The sequence below is a fragment of the Polaromonas sp. Polasp52 genome (assembly GCF_059491565.1).
The window spans coordinates 3,094,212-3,119,680 of the sequence record NZ_CP168513.1 but is presented as its reverse complement, the minus strand read 5'-3'; the positions used below and the strand labels follow the sequence as shown (position 1 = coordinate 3,119,680).

The window sequence follows — 25,469 nt, the reverse complement described above, 5'->3', positions numbered from 1 at the left end:
CCCTCATCTTCCAAGGTCCATGCAAAAAAACATCCAAGCCCCAGCCCTGCGGGAGCACTGCGCCCGCATCCTCGCCGCGGCCGGCAGCTCGGCGCAAGAAGCCGACAAAGTCGCCTCCAACCTGGTCATGGCCAACCTCAGCGGCCACGACTCGCACGGCGTGGGCATGCTGCCGCGTTATGTGGACGCGGTGCTCGAAGGCGGGCTCACGCCCAATGCGCAGGTCAAGACCGTGCTGGACGCCGGCGCGCTGCTGAGCCTCAACGGCCAGCGCGGCTACGGCCAGGTGGTCGGCGAGCAGGCCATGCTGCTGGGCATGGCCCGCGCCAAAGAGCATGGCAGCTGCATCCTGGCGCTGGCCGAATCGCACCACCTCGGACGCATAGGCCATTTCGCCGAGATGGCGGTGGCGCAGGGCCTGGTGTCGCTGCATTTCGTCAACGTCATGACGCGGCCCGTGGTGGCGCCCTGGGGCGGCGCCGACGGCCGCTACGGCACGAATCCCTGCTGCATAGGGGTGCCGCTGAAGGACGCCCCGCCCTTTGTGTTGGACTTCGCCACCAGCCGCGTAGCCCAGGGCAAGATGCGCGTAGCGCACAACCAGGGCAAATCTGTCCAACCGGGTTTGCTGATTGACGAACACGGCCAGCCCACCACCGACCCCGGCGTGGTGGTGGTGCCGCAGGCCAATGGGTTTTTCGGCGCGCTCATGCCCTTTGGCGAGCACAAAGGCTACGGCCTGGCCGTGGCTTGCGAGCTGCTGGGCGGCGCGCTCACCGGCGGCGGCACCTGGCACCACCCCACTGTCAATACGCGTGCGGTCTACAACAGCATGCTCACCATCCTGATTGACCCCGGCAAACTGGGCACCCAGTCAGCCTTGGAAACCGAGGCGCTGGCTTTCGTCGAGTGGCTGCGCAAAAGCCCGCCGGCCGATGGCGAGCACGGCGTGCAGATTGCCGGCGAGCCCGAGCGCCGCGCGCGCGTGGAGCGCGAGCGTGACGGCATAGACATTGACGCCAGCACCTGGGAGGAAATTGTGGGTGCTGCTAACAAAGTAGGCCTGAACGTTTAATCGAACTGCAGGCCGCCGTTGAGGTCCAGCACCTCGCCGGTAATAAAGCCGCTCATGGGGTGGGCCAGAAACAGCACGCTGTGCGCCAGCTCCTCGAGCTCACAAAAGCGCCCCACTGGAATTTTTTGCCGCAGCTCGGCCTGCCGCTCGGCGCTGACCTGCTCGGTCAGCATCTGGGTTTTGACAAAAGTCGGAGCCAGCGCATTGCAGGTCACGCCGAAGGGCGCGTATTCACGCGCGAAGCTGAAGGTCAGGGAAGTAACGCCTCCCTTGCTGGCCGCGTAAGCGGGCAGCGGCGACAGGCCGCCGGTCTTCGCGCCAAAAGACGATATGTTGACGATGCGGCCGAAGCCGCGCGCCTTCATGCCCGGGGCGACGCGCTGGCTCACATAGAACACACCGTCCAGGTTGATCCTCAGTGTCTTGTGCCAGAGCTCGGGCGTGGTCTGCTCGCAATTGGCGTACTGCAAAAAGCCCGCGTTGTTGACGCAGACGTCGATGCGGTCGAAGTGTTTCTCAATGTCGTCGCAGGCCGATTGCACCTGGGCGTAGTCGCTCACGTCCATGACAAAACAGGCCAACCGGTCGCCGTAAGAGGCCAGCTCGCCGGCGACGGCTTCGGTGCGCAGGTCGGTGGCCGCGACGCGGTAGCCCGCGTCCAGCAATGCGCGCACGGTGGCCAGGCCCATGCCGGCGTTGGCGCCGGTCACAAGGGCGACCTGGTCTTGAATGGGGGGATGTTTGGGGATCATGGTTCAGGTGTTTCCGTGTTCAGTGTTGAGGTTGGTGGTATGCCCGGCCTTGAATTGGGCGAGCGCCGCGCCAAGGCCCAGGGCCTGGACGCGTTCCAGCCAGAAGCCCACGCGCGATGTCCAGCGCGGCTCGGCGGGCAAGGTGTCGCCCCAGATGGCTGGCTGCTGGAGCAAGGCGGCCACCGTGCCGGGCACATCGCCGCGGTGCTGTTGCGCGAGCATCTGCAGGCGCTCGCCGGCGGGGTCTGAAATCGCATAGGCCCGGCCCTGCTCGTCTTCGGCCAGCAGGTAACGCATCCAGACGGCCGCCCCGAAGGCCAGCGGCTCGACATCGGCGCCGGCGGCCAGCCGGGTCTGCAGCGTGGGCAGCCAGCGCAGCGGAATCTTCAGCGAGCTGTCCGAGGCGATCTGGTGTACCTTGTGGTACAGGTCCGGGTTGGCGAAGCGCGCGAGCAGCGCATCGCGGTAGGCCGGCAGGCCGGGGCGCTGCAGCTGCGGCATCACGGTGTCCGTCATCAGGTGGTGCACAAACCAGCGGATGTCAGCATTCGCCACGCAATCGGCCACCGTGGGCAAGCCCATGACGGCGCCCATCAATGCGATGGCGGTGTGGCTGCCGTTGAGCATGCGCAGCTTGGCTTCTTCAAACGGCCTGACGTCTTCCACCACCTGCACGCCCGCGGCCGCCAGGGCGGCGCCGTCGGCGGGGTCCACAAAGTGGCGCTCTATCACCCATTCCCAGAAGGCTTCGGTGCCCAGGGCGCAGGCATCGTCCAGGCCGGTCATGCGGGCGGCGTCATCACGGTGCTGCGCGGTGGCGGCGGGCACGATGCGGTCCACCATGCTGTCGGGAAAGGCGCACTGGCTTTCTATCCACTGCGCCAGCACGCTGTCCTGGGCCGCGGCCGTGTCCAGGCACAGCTGGCGCAGCTTGCCGCCGTTGCCGCTCAGGTTGTCGCAGGAAGCGATGGTCAGGCCACCCAGGCCGGCCGCATGGCGCGCGGCCAGGCCCGCCACAAGCTGCGCCGCGAGCGCGGGGCCATAGGCTTTTTCGGTCACCGTGAGCGTAAGCCAGCGCGTGGTGGGCGCGGCGATGGCGGCCGTCACACGCTCCGGCTCGCGCGCCGCGACGCAGGTGCCCAGGATCGAGCCGACCAGCTGCCAGCGCCGCCCCTCGGCACTGGCGATCTGCAGGGTGTAAAGCCCATCCTGGCGGGCCAGCGCGTCGGCCAGTCCGGTGCTGCGCATGGCCACGCCCAGCACGCCCCAGCGTGCATCGCCGGCTTGCAGCAGGGCGTCGAACACCACGGCCTGGTGGGCTCGGTGGAAGGCGCCCAGGCCCAGGTGCAGCACGCCGGGCGCCAGGGAGGCTCTTGGGTAGCCGGGGGGATGCAGGGAGGATGGAGCCGCTCGGTCGTCCAGAACGGTTTGGGAGAGTGCGCGCATGCCTGTGGTCTGCCGATGAAAGGACTTTATTGGACGATTGGACTGACCACTTATCCATAGTGGTAAACCACTATTGGCTATTTTGGGCGCCAAATTCGATAATTGGTCCAACCAATTTGGGATCCACCATGGCACTCCAACTCATCCAACCGGCCTCCCCCGACGACAGTTCAACGGCGCCCCGGGCGCTGTCCGACCGCTCTTACCAGCGCCTGGCCACGCAGTTGCTGGCGCTGATCGCCCAGGGCGAATTCAAGCTCGGCGAGCGGCTTCCGTCGGAGCGCGCGCTGGCCGAGCGTTTTGACGTGAGCCGTACCTCGGTGCGCGAAGCCATGATCGCGCTGGAACTGCAGGGCGTGGTGGAAGTACGCGGCGGCTCAGGCATTTATGTCACCCAGGTGCGCGGCAACGCGACCACCTCGCCCTTTATGTCAGAGACCGGCCCCGGCCCTTTTGAGCTGCTGCGCGCGCGCTGCCTGATCGAGTCGGAAATCGCCGCGGTCGCGGCGGAAACCCGCAAGGACGGCGACCTGGACCGCATCTTCACTGCCCTCAGCGACATGCGCGAGCACATCGACAACAAGGAAGAAAACGAGGCGGCCGACCAACTGTTCCACCTGCGCATCGCCGAATCCACCGGCAACAGCGTGCTGCTGCAGATGGTGAGCGCCATGTGGGCCCAGGCCAAGGGCCCGGTCTGGACCAAGATAGAACACCACTTCCACACGCCCGAGCTGCGCCTGGCCTCGCACGCCGATCACCAGCGCATCTTCAAGGCGCTGCTGGCGCGCGACCCGATTGCCGCGAGGGCTGCCATGCGCGCGCACCTGGAACGCGTCATTAGCGAATTCGCCCAAGCCTGGAGGTGAATGGTTCCACGCTTTTTTCCAGACAGTTCTTCCCCAAACAACACAACGAGAGACAAGATGAACACGCCCAAACTGAAACTCAAATCCACCCTGGCGGGCCTGGCGATGGGCCTGGCCAGCGCCGCGCTGTTCGCGCAGGCGCCGCCGGCGCCCGGCGCCAGCCCGCGCATAGACGCGATCAAAAAATCCGGCGAGCTGCGCGTGGGTGTTTTGCAAAACTCCCCCTGGCTGCTGGAGAACACCAGCGGCGGCCAGGCCTGGAGCGGCCCGGCCTGGACGTTGGCGACCGAATATGCGCGTCTCCTGAACGTCAAGCTGGTGCCAGTGGCGGTGTCGCATGAGACCAAGGTGCCGGTGCTGGCCGCCAACCAGGTCGACATGACCATCAGTCCGCTGGGCGAAACGCCGGAGCGGCTCAAGGTGGTGGACTTCGTGGTCTATTCGACCACCAGCGTCTGCATGTTCGGCCGCGCAGGCAACGACAAGCTGGCCAAGGTCAAGTCGGTGGACGACCTCAACAGCCCCGACATCACGATTGCCTACTTCACGGGCGGCGCCGAAGAGAACTGGGTCAAGGAACGTTTCCCCAAGGCCAGGTTCCGCGCCGTCGCCAGCTCGGGCGCGACCGCACCCGTGGAAGAAATCATGGCCAGGCGCGCCGATGCGGCACCCATCAACCGTGTGCCCTGGGTCAATCTGAACCAGAAGGTCAAGGGACTGACGGTGTTTCCTCAGGAAAACAACTGCCAGGGCAGCAAGGAAAAAGCCTCGCCCGTGGGCCTGGCCGTCGACAAAAACCAGCAAGCCTTCCTCGACTGGCTGCGCGCGGTGGAAAAAACGCTGGAACCCAAACTCGCGGCCGAAGAAAAGCGCGTGATCGAATCGCTCAAGTAAGCGCCAACGCCGCCCTCCATTCCCGGAATACCCACAAGACCCAAACAGAAAGAGACAAACCATGAACCGCTTCCGTTCTTCCCTGCGCCTGTGCCGCCATCTTGCGCTGGCCGCCGTTGCCGCCGGCATATCGGCCGCCGCCTTGGCCCAGACGCCGCCCGCGCCCGGCGCCAGCCAGCGCATTGATGCGATCCGCAAGGCCGGTGTGCTGCGTGTCGGTGTGGTCAACAACCCGCCCTGGCTGGCGCAGAACACCACCGGCGAGGGTGAGCCCTGGTCCGGCCCCTCCTGGCTGCTGGGCAAGGAGTTCGCCAAGCTGCTGGGCGTGAAGATCGTGCCTGTACCGGTCAGCCATGAAACCAAGGTGCCGGCGCTGATCGCCAACCAGATGGACATCATGATCGGCCCGCTGAACCAGAATGCCGAACGCGCCAAGATCATTGACTTTGTGACTTTCTCGAGCACCGGCGTGTGCATGTTCGGCCGCGCCGACAACCCGAAGTTCACCAATGCCAAGACGCTGGAAGACTTCAACAAGCCCGAGATCACCATGGCCTATTTCTCGGGCGCGGGAGAGGAGCCCCTGGTGCGCGAGCAATTCTCCAAGGCCAAGCTGCGCGGTGTGGCCAATTCAGGCTCGGTCGCGCCGATTGAGGAGGTGCTGGCCGGCCGCTCCGACGTGGCGCCGCTGAACCGCATGCTCTGGCCCAACATCAATAAAAAGGTCAAGGGCCTGGCGGTGTTCCCGAAAGAAAACAACTGCCAGGACAGCAAGATCTTCGAGATCAAGACCGGCATGGGCGTGAACAAGAACGAGCAGGTCTACCTGGACTGGCTGCGTGAGGTCGAAAAGCGCATGGAGCCGCAACTGCAGGCCGAAGAAGCGCGCATGACGCAGAACCTGAAGTAATCCGCCTCCTGTCACATCGCGGTCCGCTGCTTGGCCAGGCGGGCCGCGCCATCCCTATTTCACCCCGGACGGACCTTTCATGGACGTGGATTTTTCACCGATCATCGAGAACTGGCGTTTCTTCGCCGGCGGGCTGGGCATCACCGTGCTGCTCAGCGTGGTCAGCGCGGTGACCAGCATCCTGACCGGGCTGGTGATCGCGCTGCTGCGCCTGTACGGCCCGCGCTGGCTCCGCACCGTGCTGGTGTTTTACGTGGACACCATGCGCGCCATCCCCATCCTGGTGGTGCTGGTGTGGATTTACTTCGCGTTCCCGCTGCTGGCCGGCGTGACCTTTCCGCCCTTCTGGGCGGCGCTGGTGGGGTTGACGCTGCACATCGCGGCCTATGCCTCCGAGATCATCCGCGCCGGCATTGAATCGATACGCCCCGGGCAGACGCGCGCCGGCTTGGCGCTGGGCATGTCGCGCGCGCAGATCCTGCGCAAGATCATCCTGCCGCAGGCCACGATACGCATGCTGCCGGCCTTCGGCTCGGTGCTGACCATGGCGATCAAGGACACGGCCATCGCCACCGTGATCGCCGTGCCCGAGCTGATGCACCGCGCTGAAACCGTGGCCGGCCAGAGCTACCGGCCGGTCGAGGTGTTCACGGCCGTGATGGTGCTGTACTTCCTGGTGCTGTTCCCGGTGACCCGCGTCGTCGACCGCATGTACCAAAAACTCGCACACCTGGGGCGCTCATGAATTTCGACTGGAACGTCATCTGGACGCATCGCGGCGCGCTGTGGGACGGCGCGCTCATGACCGTGGGCCTGACGGTGCTGACCATGCTGCTGGCCGTGCCGGGCGGCATATTGCTGGCGCTGATGCGGCTGTCGTCCAACAAGCTGCTGGGCTCCGTCTCGCTGGCCTTTGTGGAGTTTTTCCGCAACCTGCCGCTGATCCTGGTGATCTACTGGGCCTTCTACGTGATGCCTATCGCCTTCGACGTGCAGTTCTCGGCGCTGACGACGGCGCTGGTCGCGCTGGTGCTCAACATCTCGGCCTACAACGCCGAGACCTTTCGCGCCGGCATCAACTCCATACGCAAGGGCCAGATGGAGGCGGCGCTGGCCATGGGCATGTCGCGCCGCCAGGCCATGTTCAAGGTGGTGATCCCGCAGGCGGCGCGCCGCATCCTGCCGGTGCTGGCCAGCACCTGGATCTCGCTGTTCAAGGACACCTCGCTGGTGTCGGTGATCGCCGTCAGCGAGCTGGCCTATACCTCCATGCAGATACGCGCCCAGACCTTCCGGGTGCTGGAAATGCTGACCGCCATGGCCGCGATTTACTGGCTGATGGGCTACCCCCAGGCAAAACTCGTGGACTGGATCCACAAAAAATACGGAGTCAAGGAATGACATCAGCTACCCGACAAGGCGGCGCCACCGCGGCGCGCAAGGGCGCGGAGCAGCCGCCCGTGCTGGTCTACGAGAACGTGCGCAAGCTCTACGGCGATTTTGTGGCGCTCAACGGCGTCTCGCTGCAAGTGAACAAGGGCGAGGTGATGTGTTTGATCGGGCCATCCGGTTCGGGCAAGTCGACGCTGCTGCGCTGTACCAACGCGCTGGAAACCTTGAACGGCGGGCGCGTGCTGCTGGACGGCATCCCGCTGCCCACGCGGGAGACCGAGGTGCGCAAGGTGCGCCAGCGCATGGGCATGGTGTTCCAGAGTTTTGAGTTGTTCCCGCACAAGACGGCGCTGGACAACGTGGCCATGGGCCCCATCACCGTGCTGGGCATGAGCGAAGCCGACGCGCGCAAACGCGCCATGGCGCTGCTCGAGAAAGTGGGGCTGGAGTCCAAGGCCGGAAACTTCCCGGCCAACCTCTCGGGCGGCCAGCAACAGCGCGTGGCGATAGCCCGCGCGCTGGCCATGGAGCCTGAGGTGATGCTGTTCGACGAGCCGACCTCAGCGCTGGACCCGGAAACCGTGGGCGAGGTGCTCAATGTGATGAAAAAGCTGGCCCAGGAAGGCATGACCATGATCGTGGTCACGCACGAAATGAGTTTTGCGCAGCGCGTGGCGAACTGGGTGGTGGTGTTTGAAAACGGTGCCATCCTGGAAGAAGGCCCGCCCGCGCAGATTTTTGAGAACCCCACGGTGGCGCGCACGCGCGACTTCCTCGGCCACCTCGGCTGGAACGGCTGAAAGCCGCAGCCTCCCCGACTGTCATTCTTTTATTACCCCCTGACCTTTCATGAAAATCACCAACGCCCGCGTCATTGTCTGCAGCCCCGGCCGCAACTTCGTCACCCTCAAGATTGAAACCGACGAAGGCCTGAGCGGCATCGGCGACGCCACGCTCAACGGGCGCGAGCTGGCGGTCGTGAGCTACCTGACCGAACACGTCATTCCCTGCCTGATAGGCCGCGACGCGCACCAGATCGAGGACATCTGGCAATACCTCTACAAGGGCGCTTACTGGCGGCGCGGCCCGGTGACCATGAGCGCGATTGCCGCGGTGGACACCGCCCTCTGGGACATCAAGGCCAAGGCCGCCGGCCTGCCGCTGTACCAGTTGCTGGGCGGGCGCAGCCGCAACGGCGTGATGGTCTACGGCCATGCCAACGGCAGCGACATCGCCCACACGGTGGACGAGGTGCTGCGCTACAAGGAGATGGGCTACCAGGCGATACGCGCGCAAAGCGGCGTGCCGGGCCTGGAAAAAGTCTACGGCGTGGGCAAGGGCAGCATGTTTTACGAGCCGGCCGATGGCAACCTGCCCAGCGAGCACGACTGGAGCAGCGAAAAATACCTGCTTCACACACCCAAGCTGTTCGACGCGGTGCGCCAGGCCGTGGGGCCTGACATCCATCTGCTGCACGACGCGCACCATCGCCTGACGCCCATCGAAGCGGGCCGGCTGGGCAAGTCGCTGGAGCCTTTTCACCTGTTCTGGCTGGAGGACGCGACGCCGGCCGAAAACCAGGAGGCTTTCCGCCTGATACGCCAGCACACCACCACGCCGCTGGCCGTGGGCGAGATCTTCAACACTATCTGGGACTGCAAGGACCTGATCCAGAACCAGTTGATCGACTACATACGCGCCACCGTCGTGCACGCCGGCGGCATCACCCACCTGCGGCGCATCGCCGACTTCGCCTCCCTGCACCAGGTGCGCACCGGCTGCCACGGCGCGACCGATTTGTCACCGGTGTGCATGGGCGCGGCCCTGCACTTCGACACCTGGGTGCCCAACTTCGGCGTGCAGGAATACATGCGCCACACCGAGCAGACCGACGAGGTCTTCCCACACAGCTACCGCTTCGACAAGGGTTTTATGCACTGCGGCGAAACGCCGGGCCACGGCGTGGAAATCGACGAGAAGCTGGCCGCCAAATACCCCTACCAGCGCGCCTACCTGCCGGTGAACCGCTTGCAGCACGACGGCACGCTCTGGAACTGGTAGATAGGCCCCCCTGCTGGCGCTCACTTCGTGTAGCGCCCCCTCCCCTCAAGGGGACAGGCGCCTTGGGACCGGCAAAGCCGGATCCCGGCCCCTGCTGGGGAAGAATCGTCCCTATCGGACGCGCACTCCGTGTCGCGCCTTTTCCCCTTGCAGGGGACGGGCGCCTATGGCCCCCACTAGATAGGAGTCGTCTGTTTAGGCCAGGATTGTCGCCAGGCTGGCTTCTAGATGTTCCGATGGCAGGCGCTTGAAACCCGAGCGGGCAAAACGCTGCAAACGGCCGACCATAAAGGCCACGATGACCGAGGCACGTACCTGGGCGTCCACCGTGGGGGTGGCGGCGCCGCTGGCGGCTGCCGCGTCGCGCAGGCTTTGTTTGAGGCTGGATTCCAGTTTGTCGAAGAACTGGTTCATGCGTTCCTGCAGGCGCTCGTTTTCAAACACCAGGGCATCGCCGACCATGACGCGGGTCATGCCGGGGTTTTTCTCGGCGAACTGCAGCACCATGACCACCAGCTTGCGGGTGCGAATCGAGTGGTCGGGCTCGCGTTCGCCGATCTGGTTGATCAGGGTGAAGACGCTTTGCTCTATGAATTCGATCAGGCCTTCAAACATCTGGGCCTTACTGGCGAAATGGCGGTAAAGCGCCGCTTCGCTGACTTCCAGCCTGGCCGCCAGGGCCGAGGTGGTGATGCGTTCGGCGCCCGGCTGCTCCAGCATGGTCGCCAGCGCCTGCAGGATCTGGACCCGGCGCTCCCCCGGTTTGGGGCGCTTGCGCACCGCAGGCTCGGCGGAGGCTGGCGTGCCCTGGGGGCTCAGTTCGGATTCAGGCGCAAGGTCGGACATAGGCGATCGAGTGGAGAATGTTTCAAAAAACCGGATATCGTTGCAATTCATTCTCGCACAGGGAAGTGACGGTTCAGGGCTTGAACAGCCCGGGTTTTAACGCGTGAGGCGTAGCTACAACGTTCTGTTTCATAACAGCGAGCGCTCACTGTGGCGGGCGGACTACAAACTCAGGCGCACCCGCAATCCGCGCGGTCCCGAGGCCTCTGTGCCGCCGTCGCCCAGCTCCAGCTGCGAATGGTGGACGCGGGCAATTTCGCTGGCGATGGCCAGGCCCAGGCCGTTGCCCTCGCCTTCCGTGCCCTGGACCCGGTAAAAGCGCTGCAAGGCCTTGGCGCGCTCATCGGGCGCAATGCCCGGGCCGTCGTCCTCGACCTCCAGGAACACGCCCCAGCGCGGATGCTCGGGGTCGCCGCCGGCGTCCGGCGGCGGCGAGCCGGCGCTGAGGCCGCAGCGCAGGGTGACGGTGCCGCCGGCCGGCGTGTACTTGACGGCGTTGTCGACCAGGTTGCCCAGCAGTTCGCGCAGCAGCCATTCATAACCCGTGGTCTGGGCGGGCTCGGCCTCCAGCCCCAGGTCTATGCCTTTGCGGGCGGCGGCGTCCAGGTGCAACGGCAGTATGGACTCACAAAGGTCCTTGAGGTCCACCCGCTGCATGGGCTGGGCGGCGGCGGCCGTGGCGTCGGCGCGCGACAGCGCCAGCAGCTGGTTGGCCAGCTGCGAAGTGCGCCGGGTCGCATTGCGCAGCTTGGTGATCTTCTCGGCCGACAGCGTGACGGCGCCGTCCGAACCCGCGGCCTGCGCCACCCGCGCCGCCTGGGCCCAGGCCTCGACCTGCGCCTGCAAGCCGGCCAGCGGCGTGCGCAGCTGGTGCGCGGCGTCGGCCACAAAGCGGCGCTGGCCCTCGGCCTGGTCGTTGACCAGGCCGAACAGCCGGTTCAGCGCGCTGACCAGCGGCTGGACCTCGGCGGGTGTGGTCTGCGGGTCTATGGCGCTCAGGTCGCGCGGGCTGCGGCGCTCCACCGCGTCCTTGAGTTCGATCAGCGGCTTGAGCGCGCGCGTGACGGCCCAGTTGAGCGCAAAACCCGCGGCCATCACCAGGATGAGGTTGGGCAGTATGACCTTGAGCAGCACGGAGCGCACCCACTGCTGGCGCGGGTCTGAGCCGTCGGCCAGCTGCACGATCAACTCGCCCGCGGCCGTGTTGGCGCGCTGGGCCGCGATGCGGTAGGTCACGCCCTTGTGTTCGATGCTGTGGAACTCGGTCTCATGCGTGGCCGGCAGGAGTTCGGGGATCCACTCCTCCCCCGCCATGAATTCGCCCTGGACATCGGAAATCCGGAACCCGGCAAAGCCGATGCGGCCCTTGAGGAAGTCGTCCACGGGTGGCGCCAGCAATAGCAAGGGCTCACGCCCGCCGGGCGTGATGCCGGGCCCCACCACGGAATCGGCCAGCAAGGGGATCAGCCGCGCCAGCTGCTGGTCCTTTTGCAGCGCGACGTTGCCGGCGGTCTGGTAGTCGAAGTAAACGCTGACCAGCGCAAAAATCCCCAGCGGCACCAGCAGCAGCAAGAGCAGGCGGCGCTGCAGGCCGGACTTCATGGCCGGCGGCATCAGGCGGCTGCGGCCGGCTCGCGCGGCCAGGGCGGCCAGTCGGGCCTTGAGGCGGTCGGCCCAGGAACGGCCGGAAGCGTCCATGCGCGCGGCGCTTACTCGGCGCCCGCGCCGGGCAAGCCGGGCGCGGCTTCCGTCAGTTCCAGGCGGTAGCCAAAACCGCGGATGGAGCGCACGGCAATGCCGTGCGGCTCCAGCTTGCCGCGCAGGCGCGAGATATAGACCTCGATGGCGTTGGGCGTGATCTCCTTGTCCCAGCCGGTCATGGCCTGCAGGAGCTTGTCCTTGCTGGCCGGCTTGGGGGCGTTGATCAAGAGGTATTCCATCACCGTCCATTCGCGCGGGCCGAGCTCTACCAGCTGGCCGTTGGCGCGCGCCTCGCGGTTGGCGGTGTCGAGTTCCAGCGCGCCGAAGCTCAGGGTGGCGCTGGTGGCGGCCTGCGAGCGGCGCAGCAGCGCGCGCAGGCGCGCCAGCAGCTCGGGCAGCTCAAAGGGCTTGACCATGTAGTCGTCGGCGCCCAGGTCCAGGCCCTGGACGCGGTCCTGCAGGGCGTCGCGGGCGGTCAGGATCAGCACCGGCATGGCCAGGCCGCCGCGGCGCAGGCGCCGGGTCAGCTCCAGCCCGTCGATGCGCGGCAGGCCGATGTCGATGATGGCGGCGTCAAAGGTTTCGCCCTGCAGGACTTCCTCGGCCCGCTCGGCGCTGCCGACCCAGTCGACCGCATAACCGGCGTCGCTAAGCCCCAGCTTGATGCCGCTGGCCACCATCACGTCGTCTTCAACCAAGAGAAGTCGCATCACGAATTGTCCGGTTCGCTGCCAATGCCTATCTATAGAGCGCCCCGGCCTGTCCTTGTTCTTTTCGGCCCCGCGCCGGTCCGCCAGCCCGCAGTCTGACAGAGCCGCACTTTCACCAGGCTGACGGCTGGCGGCCGCCGGCCTTTCCCGCCGCTTTTCTCAGTGCGAACGGATCATGGTGCCGTAGGCCTGGTCGGTCAGGATCTCCAGCAGCATGGCGTGCGGCACCCGGCCGTCGATGATGTGCACCGAGTTCACGCCGCTCTTGGCCGCATCCAGCGCGCCCTCGATCTTGGGCAGCATGCCGCCCGAGATCGTGCCATCGGCGAACAGTTCGTCGATCTCGCGGGCGCTCAGGTCGGTGAGCAGCTCGCCGGCCTTGTTGAGCACGCCGGGCGTGTTGGTCAGCAGCACCAGCTTCTCGGCTTTGAGCACCGTGGCCAGCTTGCCGGCGACCACGTCGGCGTTGATGTTGTAGCTCTCGTTTTCCTCGCCGAAGCCTATAGGGCTGATCACCGGGATGAAAGCGTCGTCCTGCAGGGCCTTGACCACGCTGGGGTCAATGCTGACGATGTCGCCGACAAAACCGATGTCGTGCTCCTTGGAGGCGTCGTCCTTGTCCAGCATCTTGAGCTTTTGCGCGCGGATCAGGCCGCCGTCGCGCCCGGTCAGGCCCACGGCCTTGCCGCCGGCCTGGTTGATCAGGCCCACGATGTCCTGCTGCACCTGGCCGGCCAGCACCCATTCGACGACTTCCATGGTTTCCTCGTCGGTGACGCGCATGCCCTGGATGAAGTGGCCCTTTTTGCCCAGGCGGTTCAGCGCGGCCTCGATCTGCGGGCCGCCGCCGTGCACCACCACCGGGTTCATGCCCACCAGCTTGAGCAGCACCACGTCCTCGGCGAAGTCGGCTTGCAGGGCCGGGTCGGTCATGGCGTTGCCGCCGTATTTGATGACCAGGGTCTTGCCGTGGAACTTGCGGATGTAGGGCAGCGCCTGGGCCAGGATTTCGGCTTTGTCGCGCGGGCCGACGTGGGAGAGGTCAGGATCAGTCATGGAGGTGTCGCTCATGGCCAAAGGTCTAAAAAGGGAGGATGGCGCCATTGTGCAACATAGCCGGCGCCCCCACGGCACAGGGTGGCCGGGTCAGCGCAGCGTGGTCAGGTAGGCCGGATCGAAGCGGCCCGGGCGGTAGCCGAAGTCGCGCGTGGCGTCCTGGTGGTCGAACACCAGGTCGGCCTGCATGCGCAGCGCCATGTCGGCCGTCAGGTGCGAAAAGCGCGGATGCAGCCGCGCCAGCCGCACCGCGACACGGAAGGCCCAGATCGGGACGGGAATGAACACCGGCTTGCGGCCCAGGGTTTCAAAGATGCGCCGCACCATGTCGACATAGGCCAGGGTTTCGCCGCCGCTGAGGTTGTAGGCCTTGTTGAAACTGGCGGCCACGTCCAGGCTTTGCACGCAGGCCAGGGCCAGGTCGCGCGCATTCACAGGCTGGCGCCGGCCCAGGGCCTGGCCGAAACGCGGGAAAAAGCCGAAGCGGCGTACCAGGCGCGCGATGTCGGCCACGTTGCGGTCCCCGCCGGCGCCGCCGTAAATCAGCGTGGGCCGGAAAATCGTCCAGGCCATGCCCAGCCGCTCGCACTCGGCCGCCAGGTGCTCCTCGGCCGCGATCAGCTTGTTGACCACCTCCAGCTCATAAGGGCTGGCCGAGGCCAGCTTGGTGAAACGGCTGGTCGAGCTGAAGGCAATGACGCGCCGCACGCCGCGCGCGTGGAATTTTTCGAGCCAGCCCGGCAGCAGCCAGAGGCTTGCGGTGTGGATCAGGGCGCCGGCCTGGACCGAGGGCAGTTCCTGCGCGGGCGCGGCCAGGTCCGTCTTGAACCAGGCCAGGCCCGGTGCACGATCCTCCTCAGCCGGGGCTTGGCGTCCCAATGCCTGCACCTGAAGGCCTTGCCGCAACAGCAAAGGAAGCAGCAGCGACCCGATAGTGCTGGTTCGTCCCGTCAAAAAAACGGCAGGCGGCGTTGTGTCTGTCATGTGCTGCCGTACCGATATTGCCGGGCGGTTTCTTTCAGCGCGTCGTCCACGTCCACGGGGGGGGCCCAGCCCAGGACCCGCTGTGTTTTCGAGATGTCCACCTGCAACGAATCACACAATCGCTGCATCACGGCCTCCTGGCCCGCCAGACGCGCAGCCCCCCTGAGTACCATGACCGGCACGGGAATCAGCTTGGCGGACTTGCCCAGCGCCACTCCGGTGCGGCGCAGCAGTCCCGAGATCGAAAGGTCCTCGCCATCACTGGCCAGAAAAACCTGGTTGGTGGCGGCTGGATGCTGCGCACAGACTGCAATCAGGTCCGTCAGGTTGCCCAAGGCCAAAAAACTGCGCCGGTTCGACAAAGCACCCAGCGGAAGGGGTAAGCCCTTGATCAGCCAACGCATCATGGAGTGGAAGTTGGCCTTCACGCCCGGCCCGTAAACCAGCACCGGCCGGATAATGACCACCTCCAGCCCGGTTTCAGCCGCAAGCGTCAACAAGCCTTGTTCGGCTTCAAGCTTGGAGATGCCGTAAGGATCGATAGGATGCGGCGCATCTTCTGCCGTAAAAGGCTGGCCCACCGGCGTCACCTCGCCATTGACCTTGATGGAGCTGATAAAGATAAAACGCCGCACGCCCGCGGCGGCGGCCTGGCGCGCGAGATTCAAGGTCAGGGCCACATTGGTCCGGCGAAATTCAGCAAGAGGGTCCGACGCGGTTTCGCGCATCAAATGAACACGTGCGGCAAGGTGAACAATGGTATCCACGCCATCCAGCGCACCCGACCAATCCGTATTCGCGTCAATTTCATCCATTGACAAGCCCTCAAATTCGCCCTGCGAAACCGTGCGATGCGGATGCCGTACAACACCGCGCACGCGGTAGGCCCTTGACGCCAGGTCGGAACAAACGGCTTTCCCTATAAAACCGTTGGCGCCCGTCACCAGGACGGTCTTTCCCGCGCCCGCCGGAACGGCAGGCCGCGGCGTGCCCGTCTTCCCCGCCCGCACGCCACTTTCCGCGGCATTTTTTCCGGCCAGGCCAGCATCAGCCTTGCTGCTGAACACGCCACCCCACTTTCGCCAATAAAGCAAACCGGAGCGAACGGTCACCAGCCTCGATGCCCACGAGCGATGGGTGTCCCGCGCCCATTGGTGCACAACCTTGACGGAGGGAACATAGACGACCCCTGCCACCTGCAAAGTCCTGCGGCCTATGTCGGCGTCTTCGTAGTGCAGAAAATAATCCGGATCAAATCCCTTGATCCGCTGCAGCACGCTGGTCCGAAAGAACATGCAGGACCCCGTCGGGTACTCCACGCCAAAAATCGGTTTCTCATAGTCGCAATCCAGCATCTCAAATTCGGCAAGCGTCGGCCTGAACCACGATTGCAGCCATTTGGGGGAAAAACTGCGCAGAAACATGACGAGCAGGGTGGGATGGCGCTTGCACAGGTAGTGCCTCTCGCCGTCCTCGCCAAATACCGCCGGCGTCAACAGGCCGGTTTCGGGGTGGTCCTCCAGAAACCGCAATGCTTCCCGCAGCGCGTCGGGCGCCACGAACAGATCGGGGTTTACCACCAGGTGGTAGTCTGAACGGGCCGCTTCAATGACAAGGTTGTTGCCCCTGCCGTAGCCGATATTGCCGGGCGACAGCAGCAGGCTCACCGTCCAATCGGACATGGCGGCACGGCGTGCCTCAAGCCACTGGCCGAGATGCTCGTGCAGGGCGGCATCGCAGGAGTTGTCAACGAGGGTCAGCTCCAGAAGCAGTTCGCGATCCTGTTTGGCCACGCGAGCGGCTTCCTGCAAAGCGAGCAGTGTGCGTTCCAGCGTTGCCAGGTCCGGTTTGTAGATCACCAGTGAGGCGCTTAAAGAAAGGCGAGTCAATTTTTTTCCTGGACGTTTGCGGCTTCAGTGCGAAGAATGATTCTGGCGGGAACCCCGACCGCAACAGCATGGGGGGGAACGTCCTGCAGTACCACGGCATTGGCGCCGACTTTGGCGTGGTCGCCGACCGTGACGCGGCCGATCACTTTGGCCCCGGCGCCCAGAACCACGTCATTGCCTATGACTGGCCGCAGCGACACCGTGAACCCCTTGTCCGGCTCCGCCGTTCCCAGGGTCACCCCTTGCAGGATGGTGACATTGTCGCCAATCTTTTCGGCGCCCAGCACGGTACCCACGGTATGCGGCAAAAACAGCCCGCCGCCTATCTTGACCTGGGGGGATGATTCGATACCGAAGACGGCGACGTTTGCCATGGTGCACAGTTTGGCAAGCACGCCCAATCGCCGCTCAAAGAAAAACTCCGCCAGACGGATCAGGACCACAGGCGCCATGCGCGGGTTGAAGCAATTGGCGAGCAGCCTGAGGGTGGAAACCGGCCCGGCATGCCCCATGAATCGCTGGTAACGCTCGATATCCGCCCGTAGATTTTTCACAGCACCACCCTTTTGTAAGCGACCAGTGATGCGGCGGCCACCGCCGGACCGGCAACCATGGCCAGCCATTGCCCAAGGGTCCAATCCGGCGCAGCCCCCGCACCCGTCAGCACCAGCATCAGCAGCGGAAGCGTTGCCACCAGCAAAAAGGGCCAGATATGCCTGCGCCGCATCAACGGATTTTTATATCCCGCATATTCCACCACAAACACCAGGTACAGAAAGTTCGGCAGCACGAAGGCCCACGCCAGCGCCGCCAGGGAAGAAAAGTTCACAAGCGCAACTTTGACAGTCGCAAGAAGGCCGAGGTTGAGTGCCAGGTCGGAGAGCAACAGGACGCGTGAATTCCTGGTGGCAAGAATCATGGTTCCATACACCCAGGAGATGCTGCGGCAAAGAACCGCGATCACCAGCACGACGAGGACCTGTCCCGACGGCTGGAACGCCGGGCTGTACAGCAGATTGATCAGCGGGCCTTTCAAAAGGACCATGCCATAACAAACCAGCACGCCGCCGGCCAAGACCAGATAGGCCGTTTTGAGCATGCAAGCCTTCTGGCTTTGCGCATCGGTGGCCCGGGTCAGCAGCGGAAGGTATATCGCGCTGCAGGCGGTCAGGAACAGCGTGGTGTAGTTGAAGGTCAATGTCCAGCCCGCATCGAACAGGCCGGCAAATGCCAGTCCGCGCGCCTCAATCACCCAGGACCGGATCAACAGCAATGCCAGGGTGGTGGAAAGCGCCGCTGCAAGGTTGGACAGCGCGAACCGGAGAAAGACACGGCTTTCGGCCTTGGCCAGCCGCGGCGCCGGCAATATGAGGGCGGGCCGGGGCAAACGCGAGACCCCGAACAGGCCCGCAAGACAGGTGATGCCGAAGCACACCACAAAAGACATGGACAGCACAAAAGGATCGGGCGGCAAGCGCCACCACCATGCGACCGCCAGCAGCATCACGAGCGCTGCGGGCCCGGCGATCTGCGCCAGGGCAAGATAGGGGTAGGAGCGATAGCCGTTGAGCACAGCCAGTGCATAAGTCCCGGCGACATTGAGCAGCACGGCCAGCGCAAGCCAGCGTACCGTCGCCACAAGCTCAGGCGCATTGGACGACAGGAAAAACTGGGTCAACACAGGCGCGGCGGCAAGTATTGCCATTACCACCATCACGCCGGATGCACCGACAAGGCGCGCCGCCGTCGCGCGAAATTGCCTGCGGGCTGCTTCTTCCGAACGCTCCGACAGTCCCTGAACGACGGAATTCGTGCCGCCAAACGTCGCGCCCACCGTGGCGGCTTGCGCCATCTGCCTGAGCTGCGAAAAAAGCCCGACGCCTTCCGGCCCCATCCACAGGGCAACGGCCTTGAAACTGAGCAGCCACAAAAAGGCCGAACCGAACACACCCGCCGTGCTGATCAGTATCCCGCCCCTAAGGTTTGCAGAGGGAGTGCTCATGGGGCCGCGCAAAACTCAGCCACGCTGCGACGGCACATGCAAACGCAAGCGTGTGAGCAACAAGCCCCAGAGAAAGTACGCAAAAATTCCCGGGTAAGGCTGCCTCAGCGTGACCTTGAAATTGCTGTCAACCAGCACCAAAAAGGCCACCAGCGCCGCAAGCCACCAGGTCTGGCCCGAAATGGATTTGCGCCGCCGCCAGACCAGGTGCGCGGTAAAGGCAATCAACCCGAACATCGGCAGGAGCGAAACCAGGCCGAAGCTGTACGTGAAATCGAGATACCAATTGTGGGCGCTGGTCTTGACCGCGCGCGGCAGGGGCTCCACATGCCCGAACACCAGCGTGCGGGCGTTTTCGGTGATTCCGTTGCGAAACAGCGCCCAGTCGCCCAGGCGGTCCCGGATATTCACCGGCATCTTGCCCTCCACCAGCGTGTCGAACTTGCCCACGTACTGCCCGTTGTCGTCGGCAACGCTGGTGTTGGTTTTGGCAAGGCTGTAATACACGCCAACGGCCAGGACCGCCGCCACGATGCCCGCACCGAACACCACAAAACTGGTCAGGCGGGCCGTCCTGAGCCCCCACATTTTTTTGGAGAAAAACAGCAGCACAAAAGCGCTGTAAAGGCCCACGGTCAGGAAAGACGCGCTGGCGACGGCATACACCCCCATGACAACGGTCAGGCAGCGCAGCAAGGTCTTGTGGCGCTCCCAGAGGTGCACCACGGCCACGCAGAAGGCGGCGATGAAGATGACGGGCACAAACTGGAAATGCTGGTAAATGCTGAAGACATAGATGTGGTGCGTCAGCGTCAGCGTCTTCTGCCACCACCCAATGGCCAGTTGCACCGGGACCAGCAGAAGCAGCACCCACATAAAGGCCCGGGGAATCACATCCTCTTCATCACGCACCAGCTGGCCCAGCACCAGGCCCATGGTGGGCAGCAGGAACTGCGCCGCAAGCAGGGTCTTGCGCTTTTCAATGTCCAGGTTTTCCCCCGCAAACACCATGGACAACAGCATGGCCGCGGCGAGCACGGCGATAAAAACCGCCGCCGGCAAGGCCTGGCGGCGGTTCTGCGCAAGCGCGAGGATGCCGAAAACACAGGCGCCTATGGAGATCGGCAATGGCAAGGTGCTGAGCACGCCGCCGGAATCGACGACGTAGCGGGGGCTGTTGTAAATGCCGCCGGACAGCTGGATAAACAGCGGAAACAGGAGTGCCGCTCCGATCAGCCAAAGCGTTAAATTGCGGGTTCTGGGTTGCATGAGGTCTCTAGGGGGAGTTTCTGGCTCGGTCCGTTCGCTTCGCCCACGTCGCATCACATGTCGACGGCTGCGGCAAAGCCCGGATTGACGATTGTCGCGAGTATTTGGCTCGGCCAAATTGTGCCGCATCCGGGCACCCCCAAAATCCCGGCATGGACACATAAGCGAGCGCTTTTGCTGCGGCAGGCCGTTTTCCCCGGCAAACTGGCCGGGTTTTCCGCTTTTGCAAGCGAAATGCCGGATCGAAGCCAAATGCAGCTTAAACTTGGCGGCCGCCCTCCCGGGAACGCCGCCCGCCCCGCGAAAACGGCATGCGGATGCCGCGTGGCACCCCATTCAGGAGGCCGACGGGCCTTTCGACCCATTTTCAGCGAAGCAACGGCAAAAGCTAAACTGGCTGCCCAGGCGTCAAAATCCCCGACGGCCGGCACGGCAAAGCCGAGATAGAGCTATTAACAACGCGGACCGGAGTGGGCGGCAACGCCTCTTTCGAAAATCCGAAACAAGTCTTTTGATATGTCGCTGACTCACCCGAACACACTACCCGACATCCGGATCGCGATCATCGGCCTCGGCTATGTAGGCCTTCCGCTGGCGGTGGAGTTCGGAAAAAAAAGGGCCGTCATCGGCTTTGACATCAATGAAGCCCGGATCGCGGAGCTGAAATCGGGCCACGACCACACGCTGGAGACCGAGCCGCAAGAGCTCCAGGCCGCCAGCCACCTCACTTTTACCGCGAACGCGGCCGACCTTGCCGCGGCAAACTGCTTTATCGTCACGGTGCCCACGCCGATTGACGAACACAAGCGGCCGGACCTCACGCCGCTGGTGCGGGCCAGCGAACTGATCGGCAAGGTGCTCAAAGCCGGCGATATCGTCATTTACGAATCCACCGTCTATCCGGGCGCCACCGAAGAGGACTGCGTGCCGGTGCTCGAGAAATTTTCCGGCCTGGTTTTCAACCGGGATTTTTTCGCCGGCTACTCGCCCGAGCGGATCAACCCCGGTGACAAGCAGCATCGCCTGACCAATATCAAAAAAGTCACCTCCGGGTCGACCCCGGAAACCGCCGACCTGGTCGACCGCCTGTACAACGAAATCATCACAGCAGGAACGCACAAGGCGGCCAGCATCAAGGTCGCCGAGGCCGCAAAAGTCATCGAAAACACGCAGCGCGACCTCAACATCGCCCTGATCAACGAGCTGGCCATCATCTTCAACCGCATGGGCATAGACACCGAAGCGGTGTTGCAGGCGGCCGGCAGCAAATGGAATTTCCTGCCCTTCAGGCCCGGACTGGTGGGCGGCCACTGCATCGGGGTGGACCCGTATTACCTGACCCACAAGGCCCAGTCCATCGGCTACCACCCCGAAATCATCCTCGCGGGCAGGCGGCTCAACGACGGCATGGGCGCTTATGTGGTGGCCCAGCTCGTCAAGGCGATGACCAAGCGGCGCATCCACGTGGACGGCGCGAAAGTGCTGGTCATGGGCCTGACCTTCAAGGAAAACTGCCCCGACCTGCGCAACACCCGCGTGATCGACATGGTGGCCGAACTCAAGGACTACAACTGCGTGGTCGACATCTTTGATCCGTGGGCCGACGCGGACGAAGCCCGGCGGGAATACGGCATACCGCTCGTGGCGCAACCGAAGGCGGGCGCCTACGACGCCATCATCCTGGCCGTCGCCCATCACCAGTTCAAGGAAATGGGCGAAGCCGCCATACGGAAACTGGGCGCCGAAACCCATGTCCTGTATGACCTGAAATACCTTCTCCCCGCGCAGGCGTCGGACCTGCGGCTCTAACATGTCAAGCAGCAAGTACCAACAACTGCAGGCCCACCTCCCCGCCCACCCCGCCACCTGGCTGGTGACGGGGGTGGCCGGCTTCATCGGCAGCAACCTGCTGGAGCACCTCCTCAAGCTGGACCAGCGTGTCGTCGGCCTGGACAACTTCGCCACCGGCTACCAGCACAACCTGGACGCCGTGCAGGCCAGCGTCACGGCCGAGCAGTGGTCCAGGTTCAACTTCATCAAAGGCGACATCTGCGTGCTGGAGGATTGCCAGGCAGCCTGCGCCGGCGTGGACTACGTGCTGCACCAGGCGGCCCTGGGCAGCGTCCCGCGCAGCATCGACAACCCGATCGCCACCAACGCAACCAACATCAGCGGCTTCCTGAACATGCTGGTCGCCGGCCGGGACGCCAAGGTCAAGCGTTTTGTCTATGCCGCCAGCAGCTCGACGTACGGCGACCACCCGGCACTGCCCAAGGTCGAGGCCAACATCGGAAAGCCGCTGTCGCCCTATGCCGTCACCAAGTACGTCAACGAACTTTACGCCGACGTTTTCGCCAAAACCTACGGTTTCAAGACCATAGGCCTGCGCTACTTCAACGTGTTCGGTCAACGGCAAAACCCGAACGGCGCTTATGCGGCGGTCATCCCCAAATGGACCGCGTCCCTGCTGGCCGGCGAACCGGTGCTGATCAACGGCGACGGGGAAACCAGCCGCGATTTCTGCTTCATTGAAAATGCGGTGCAGGCGAACCTGCTGGCGGCCACCGCGGACAACCCCGATGCCAGCAATGAGGTCTACAACGTCGCGGTGGGCGACCAGACCACGCTCAACCAGCTGTACCGCTACCTGGTGACCTACTTGTCGCCGGACTTTCCCGCGGTGCGCAACGCCGCCCCGGTTTACCGGGACTTTCGTTCGGGCGATGTCAGGCACTCGCTGGCGGACATCAGCAAGGCCTCGCGGCTGCTGGGATACTCCCCGGCCTACCGGATCGAGGCCGGCCTGCAAAAAGCCACCGCGTGGTACGTGCGCAACCTGCAAGGCCAGGCGGCCGCCGCAGTTTCCCGTTAAACCCGCCACAAGACAGCCACAAGCCCGCACATGCATAAAGATCACACGACCGTTCTCATCACCAGCCGCAAAGGCTGGGGATTCCCGGATATCGGCGAGCTCTGGGGATTTCGCGAACTCATCTGGATACTGGTCACGCGCGACATCAAGATCCGCTACAAGCAGACCGCCATAGGCGTGCTGTGGGCCATTTTGCAACCGCTGCTGACCATGGTGGTGTTCACCGTCATCTTCGGCAAGCTGGGCGGCCTGCCGTCCGACAACCTGCCCTACCCGGTATTCGTCATGACGGCCCTGCTGCCCTGGCAGCTGTTTTCGAAGGCCTTGACGCAGGGCAGCACCAGCATGGTGACCATGGGCGGCATGATGGGGAAAATCTATTTCCCGCGGCTCATCGCACCCCTGTCGTCCATTCTCTCCGGCCTCGTCGACTTCGCCATTTCCTTCGGGATCCTGATCGCGCTGATGGTCTGGTACGGCGTCTATCCGGGCTGGGAGGTTTTGCTGGCGCCGGTTTTCATCCTGCTGGCGCTGGCCTCGGCCATGGCGGTTGCGCTGTGGCTGAGCGCCATCAACGCGAAATACCGCGACGTGCAGCAGGCCATGCCCTTTCTGACGCAGATCTGGATGTTCGTGACACCGGTGATCTACCCGACGTCGATGATCCCTGAAAACTGGAAGTGGCTATTCATGCTCAACCCGATGGTGAGCGTGATAGACGGCTTCAGGTGGTCCCTGCTGGGGGTCAAGCCCCCCGACATGCCCAGCCTGATCGTGTCCTCCCTTTCGATCGTGGTTCTGGCCATTGGCGGGCTGGTGTATTTCGCCCGCTTCGAAAAAGACTTTGTTGATCGGCTTTGAGATTCAGATGACTGCTCCGATACTGCGACTTGACGGCGTTGGCAAACAATACAGGCTGGGCGGCATGGCGCCCTACCAGACCCTGCGCGACAGCGTCGCCGGCCTTTTCTCGCGCAAGGGCGCGGCGGATGCGCAGGAAGACGACAAAGGCTTCTGGGCACTGCGCAACATCTCCTTTGAACTCAAGGAGGGGGAGGTGCTCGGCATCGTCGGCCGCAACGGCGCCGGCAAAAGCACGCTGCTCAAGCTGCTGAGCCGCATCACCACGCCCGACGAAGGTGAAATCAGGGTCCGCGGCCGTATCGGCTCGCTGCTGGAAGTGGGGACCGGTTTCCACCCCGAGCTCACCGGCCGTGAAAACATCTACATGAACGGCGTGCTGCTGGGCATGACGCACCGCGAGGTCGGCCGCAAGTTCGACGAGATCGTCGCGTTCTCGGGCGTCGAGGAATTCCTGGACACCCCGGTCAAAAGATACTCCAGCGGCATGCGCGTGAGGCTCGGCTTCGCGGTGGCCGCGCACCTGGACCCGGAAATCCTGGTCATCGACGAAGTCCTCGCCGTGGGCGATGCCGAATTCCAGCGCAAATGCCTGGGAAGAATGAACACGGTCGCCTCCGAAGGACGCACCGTGCTGTTCGTCAGCCACCAGATGGAGGCCATCCAGTCGCTTTGCACGCGGGCCATCTGGCTGGAGTCGGGCCGCATGAAGCTGGACGGACCCGCCTCGGAAGTGGTCTCCTCCTACCTGGCCTCGACCACGCAGGCCACCGTGTCGGGCATAGGCAGCAGGAAGGACCGTAGCGGCAAGGGCAATCTGCGCATCACGGACCTGACGATTGGCGACGATGCCGGCCGCCCGCCCTCCACGGGACGCCCGGCCAGCATCGTTTTTTCGATTGCCGCCAAAGAGCCGGTGAATGAAAAACTCGTGGCGCGCTTCTCGATCCGGGACAATATGGACCGCATCGTGGCCCTGCTGACCAACGAGTCCCCCGGCCAGGAGCTGGCATTCGAGGGAAGCACCGGCGAGGCCCGCTGCACCATCCCCAAGCTGGCCCTGATGTCCGGCGAATACACGGCCGACGTCTCGCTCTGGAGCAACGGCTACCTCGAAGACAAGGTCAACCAGGCACTGGCTTTCACCGTCATGGCGGGCGACTACTTCGCCCACAAGACCTACCAGATCGGCTCATTCCACGTGGACCAGGACTGGAGCTCCAATTGCTGATACCCCGAAATTCCCGCCTCGGATTCTGGCTGCGGCGCATGCAATGGCTGTTCTGGCCCATGCGCGTGCCCCGCTGCGACGACAGCGTGCGCATCCACCCCACCGCCATCTTCACGGGTTTTCCTGAAAACGTGGAGTTCGGCCGCAACGTCATCATTGACGCCCACGCGATCATCCATTGCCACAAGAGCGGAAAAATCCGCATCGGCGACAGCTCCTACATCGGGCCCGGCGCCATGGTCCATACCGGTAAAAAGGGCGGCTTCGTCACGATCGGGCAAAACTGCACGGTGCAGGCCTATTCGCTGGTGCACGGCCACGGCGGCTGCGAAATCGGCAACGATGTCCGCATCGCCGGGCATACCGTCATCATCCCCGCCAACCACCGCTTTGAGGACACGACGGTCGCCATCCGCGAACAGGGCTTGACCAAGAGCGGCATCAAGATCGAGGATGACGTCTGGATGGGCGCGGGCTGCCGCATCCTGGACGGCGTCACAATCGGAAAAGGCTGCGTGCTGGGCGCGGGCACGGTGGTGCACAAGTCCCTGCCGCCCGGTTCGGTGGCGGTCGGCTCGCCCGCCCGCGTCGTCAGCAACCGCTTTGAATCGCAACCCGAGGCCGGCCAGGAATAGGGCAACTTGCCGCC

24 protein-coding genes are annotated in these 25,469 nt (G+C 64.2%); 13 read left to right on the top strand and 11 right to left on the bottom strand.

The features are described from left to right. Positions 1-19: 19 nt before the first annotated feature. Complete coding sequence (locus ACEN9P_RS14580; RefSeq protein ID WP_477663228.1) at positions 20-1,075, top strand: malate/lactate/ureidoglycolate dehydrogenase; 1,056 nt, start codon at positions 20-22, stop codon at positions 1,073-1,075. Here the strand turns inward: ACEN9P_RS14580 and ACEN9P_RS14575 are convergent. Both ACEN9P_RS14575 and ACEN9P_RS14570 read right to left on the bottom strand, forming a co-directional pair. Next, complete coding sequence (locus ACEN9P_RS14575; protein WP_477663227.1) at positions 1,072-1,827, bottom strand: SDR family NAD(P)-dependent oxidoreductase; 756 nt, start codon at positions 1,825-1,827, stop codon at positions 1,072-1,074. The two genes, ACEN9P_RS14580 and ACEN9P_RS14575, sit on opposite strands and share 4 nt — an antisense overlap. Before the next feature lie 3 nt (positions 1,828-1,830). After that, on the bottom strand, positions 1,831-3,273 hold the full coding sequence (locus ACEN9P_RS14570; RefSeq protein WP_495619650.1) for a mannitol dehydrogenase family protein: 1,443 nt from the start codon (positions 3,271-3,273) through the stop codon (positions 1,831-1,833). Between the two features lie 128 nt (positions 3,274-3,401). On the opposite strand from ACEN9P_RS14570, the gene ACEN9P_RS14565 reads away from it, so the two are divergent. The 7 genes from ACEN9P_RS14565 (at position 3,402) to manD (ending at position 9,399) form a co-directional block, all read left to right on the top strand. Then, positions 3,402-4,142: a FadR/GntR family transcriptional regulator gene (locus tag ACEN9P_RS14565; protein WP_477663225.1), complete on the top strand. Its 741-nt coding sequence runs from the start codon at positions 3,402-3,404 to the stop codon at positions 4,140-4,142. Positions 4,143-4,199: 57 nt separating this feature from the next. Next, positions 4,200-5,036: a substrate-binding periplasmic protein gene (locus ACEN9P_RS14560; protein ID WP_477663224.1), complete on the top strand. Its 837-nt coding sequence runs from the start codon at positions 4,200-4,202 to the stop codon at positions 5,034-5,036. Between the two features lie 61 nt (positions 5,037-5,097). Continuing rightward, positions 5,098-5,946, top strand: coding sequence for a transporter substrate-binding domain-containing protein (locus ACEN9P_RS14555; RefSeq protein ID WP_477663223.1), 849 nt, complete (start codon positions 5,098-5,100; stop codon positions 5,944-5,946). A gap of 79 nt (positions 5,947-6,025) precedes the next feature. Beyond that, positions 6,026-6,691, top strand: a complete 666-nt coding sequence (locus ACEN9P_RS14550; RefSeq protein ID WP_495619649.1) for an amino acid ABC transporter permease — start codon at positions 6,026-6,028, stop codon at positions 6,689-6,691. After that, a complete protein-coding gene (locus ACEN9P_RS14545) occupies positions 6,688-7,347 on the top strand; it encodes an amino acid ABC transporter permease (protein WP_477663221.1) in 660 nt (219 codons plus the stop codon). Before ACEN9P_RS14550 ends, ACEN9P_RS14545 begins: the two co-directional genes overlap by 4 nt. Continuing rightward, positions 7,344-8,138: an amino acid ABC transporter ATP-binding protein gene (locus ACEN9P_RS14540; RefSeq protein WP_477663220.1), complete on the top strand. Its 795-nt coding sequence runs from the start codon at positions 7,344-7,346 to the stop codon at positions 8,136-8,138. Before ACEN9P_RS14545 ends, ACEN9P_RS14540 begins: the two co-directional genes overlap by 4 nt. A gap of 49 nt (positions 8,139-8,187) precedes the next feature. Next, positions 8,188-9,399: a D-mannonate dehydratase ManD gene (gene manD, locus ACEN9P_RS14535; protein WP_477663219.1), complete on the top strand. Its 1,212-nt coding sequence runs from the start codon at positions 8,188-8,190 to the stop codon at positions 9,397-9,399. Between the two features lie 195 nt (positions 9,400-9,594). Here manD and slmA read toward each other — a convergent pair whose 3' ends face one another. The 9 genes from slmA to ACEN9P_RS14490 all read right to left on the bottom strand — a co-directional run bounded on the left by slmA (position 9,595) and on the right by ACEN9P_RS14490 (position 19,856). Then, a complete protein-coding gene (gene slmA / locus ACEN9P_RS14530; RefSeq protein ID WP_477663218.1) occupies positions 9,595-10,245 on the bottom strand; it encodes a nucleoid occlusion factor SlmA in 651 nt (216 codons plus the stop codon). 162 nt (positions 10,246-10,407) lie between these two features. Then, complete coding sequence (locus ACEN9P_RS14525) at positions 10,408-11,847, bottom strand: sensor histidine kinase (RefSeq protein ID WP_477663275.1); 1,440 nt, start codon at positions 11,845-11,847, stop codon at positions 10,408-10,410. A gap of 107 nt (positions 11,848-11,954) precedes the next feature. After that, positions 11,955-12,656 carry a response regulator gene (locus tag ACEN9P_RS14520; protein WP_495619648.1) on the bottom strand — a complete coding sequence of 234 codons (702 nt, stop codon included), beginning with the start codon at positions 12,654-12,656 and terminating at the stop codon, positions 11,955-11,957. A gap of 159 nt (positions 12,657-12,815) precedes the next feature. Then, on the bottom strand, positions 12,816-13,712 hold the full coding sequence (argB, locus tag ACEN9P_RS14515; protein ID WP_074576764.1) for an acetylglutamate kinase: 897 nt from the start codon (positions 13,710-13,712) through the stop codon (positions 12,816-12,818). 90 nt (positions 13,713-13,802) lie between these two features. Beyond that, positions 13,803-14,591 (bottom strand): NAD-dependent epimerase/dehydratase family protein, encoded by a 789-nt coding sequence (locus ACEN9P_RS14510; protein WP_495619647.1) that lies wholly within the window; start codon positions 14,589-14,591, stop codon positions 13,803-13,805. A 101-nt stretch (positions 14,592-14,692) separates the two neighbouring features. Further along, positions 14,693-16,585: an NAD-dependent epimerase/dehydratase family protein gene (locus tag ACEN9P_RS14505; protein ID WP_495619646.1), complete on the bottom strand. Its 1,893-nt coding sequence runs from the start codon at positions 16,583-16,585 to the stop codon at positions 14,693-14,695. Further along, positions 16,582-17,208 carry a serine O-acetyltransferase EpsC gene (epsC, locus tag ACEN9P_RS14500; RefSeq protein WP_495619645.1) on the bottom strand — a complete coding sequence of 209 codons (627 nt, stop codon included), beginning with the start codon at positions 17,206-17,208 and terminating at the stop codon, positions 16,582-16,584. The genes ACEN9P_RS14505 and epsC overlap by 4 nt, the downstream gene beginning before the upstream one ends. Continuing rightward, positions 17,136-18,587, bottom strand: a complete 1,452-nt coding sequence (locus tag ACEN9P_RS14495) for an MATE family efflux transporter (protein WP_495619644.1) — start codon at positions 18,585-18,587, stop codon at positions 17,136-17,138. The genes epsC and ACEN9P_RS14495 overlap by 73 nt, the downstream gene beginning before the upstream one ends. A gap of 15 nt (positions 18,588-18,602) precedes the next feature. Next, positions 18,603-19,856 (bottom strand): hypothetical protein, encoded by a 1,254-nt coding sequence (locus ACEN9P_RS14490; RefSeq protein WP_477700908.1) that lies wholly within the window; start codon positions 19,854-19,856, stop codon positions 18,603-18,605. A gap of 516 nt (positions 19,857-20,372) precedes the next feature. On the opposite strand from ACEN9P_RS14490, the gene tviB reads away from it, so the two are divergent. Genes tviB through ACEN9P_RS14465 form a run of 5 tightly spaced genes read left to right on the top strand, consistent with a single transcriptional unit; the run spans position 20,373 to position 25,455 of the window. Continuing rightward, a complete protein-coding gene (tviB, locus tag ACEN9P_RS14485; protein WP_477663594.1) occupies positions 20,373-21,665 on the top strand; it encodes a Vi polysaccharide biosynthesis UDP-N-acetylglucosamine C-6 dehydrogenase TviB in 1,293 nt (430 codons plus the stop codon). Position 21,666: 1 nt separating this feature from the next. Further along, entirely contained in the window at positions 21,667-22,728 is a 1,062-nt protein-coding gene (locus ACEN9P_RS14480) for an NAD-dependent epimerase/dehydratase family protein (protein ID WP_495619643.1), read from the top strand. A 30-nt stretch (positions 22,729-22,758) separates the two neighbouring features. Further along, the gene (locus tag ACEN9P_RS14475) at positions 22,759-23,589 is read left to right on the top strand and encodes an ABC transporter permease (RefSeq protein WP_477663596.1); all 831 of its coding nucleotides are present in this window, start codon (positions 22,759-22,761) and stop codon (positions 23,587-23,589) included. Between the two features lie 7 nt (positions 23,590-23,596). Beyond that, the gene (locus tag ACEN9P_RS14470; RefSeq protein WP_477663597.1) at positions 23,597-24,820 is read left to right on the top strand and encodes an ABC transporter ATP-binding protein; all 1,224 of its coding nucleotides are present in this window, start codon (positions 23,597-23,599) and stop codon (positions 24,818-24,820) included. Next, entirely contained in the window at positions 24,814-25,455 is a 642-nt protein-coding gene (locus ACEN9P_RS14465) for an acyltransferase (protein ID WP_477663598.1), read from the top strand. The genes ACEN9P_RS14470 and ACEN9P_RS14465 overlap by 7 nt, the downstream gene beginning before the upstream one ends. Positions 25,456-25,469 lie beyond the last annotated feature (14 nt).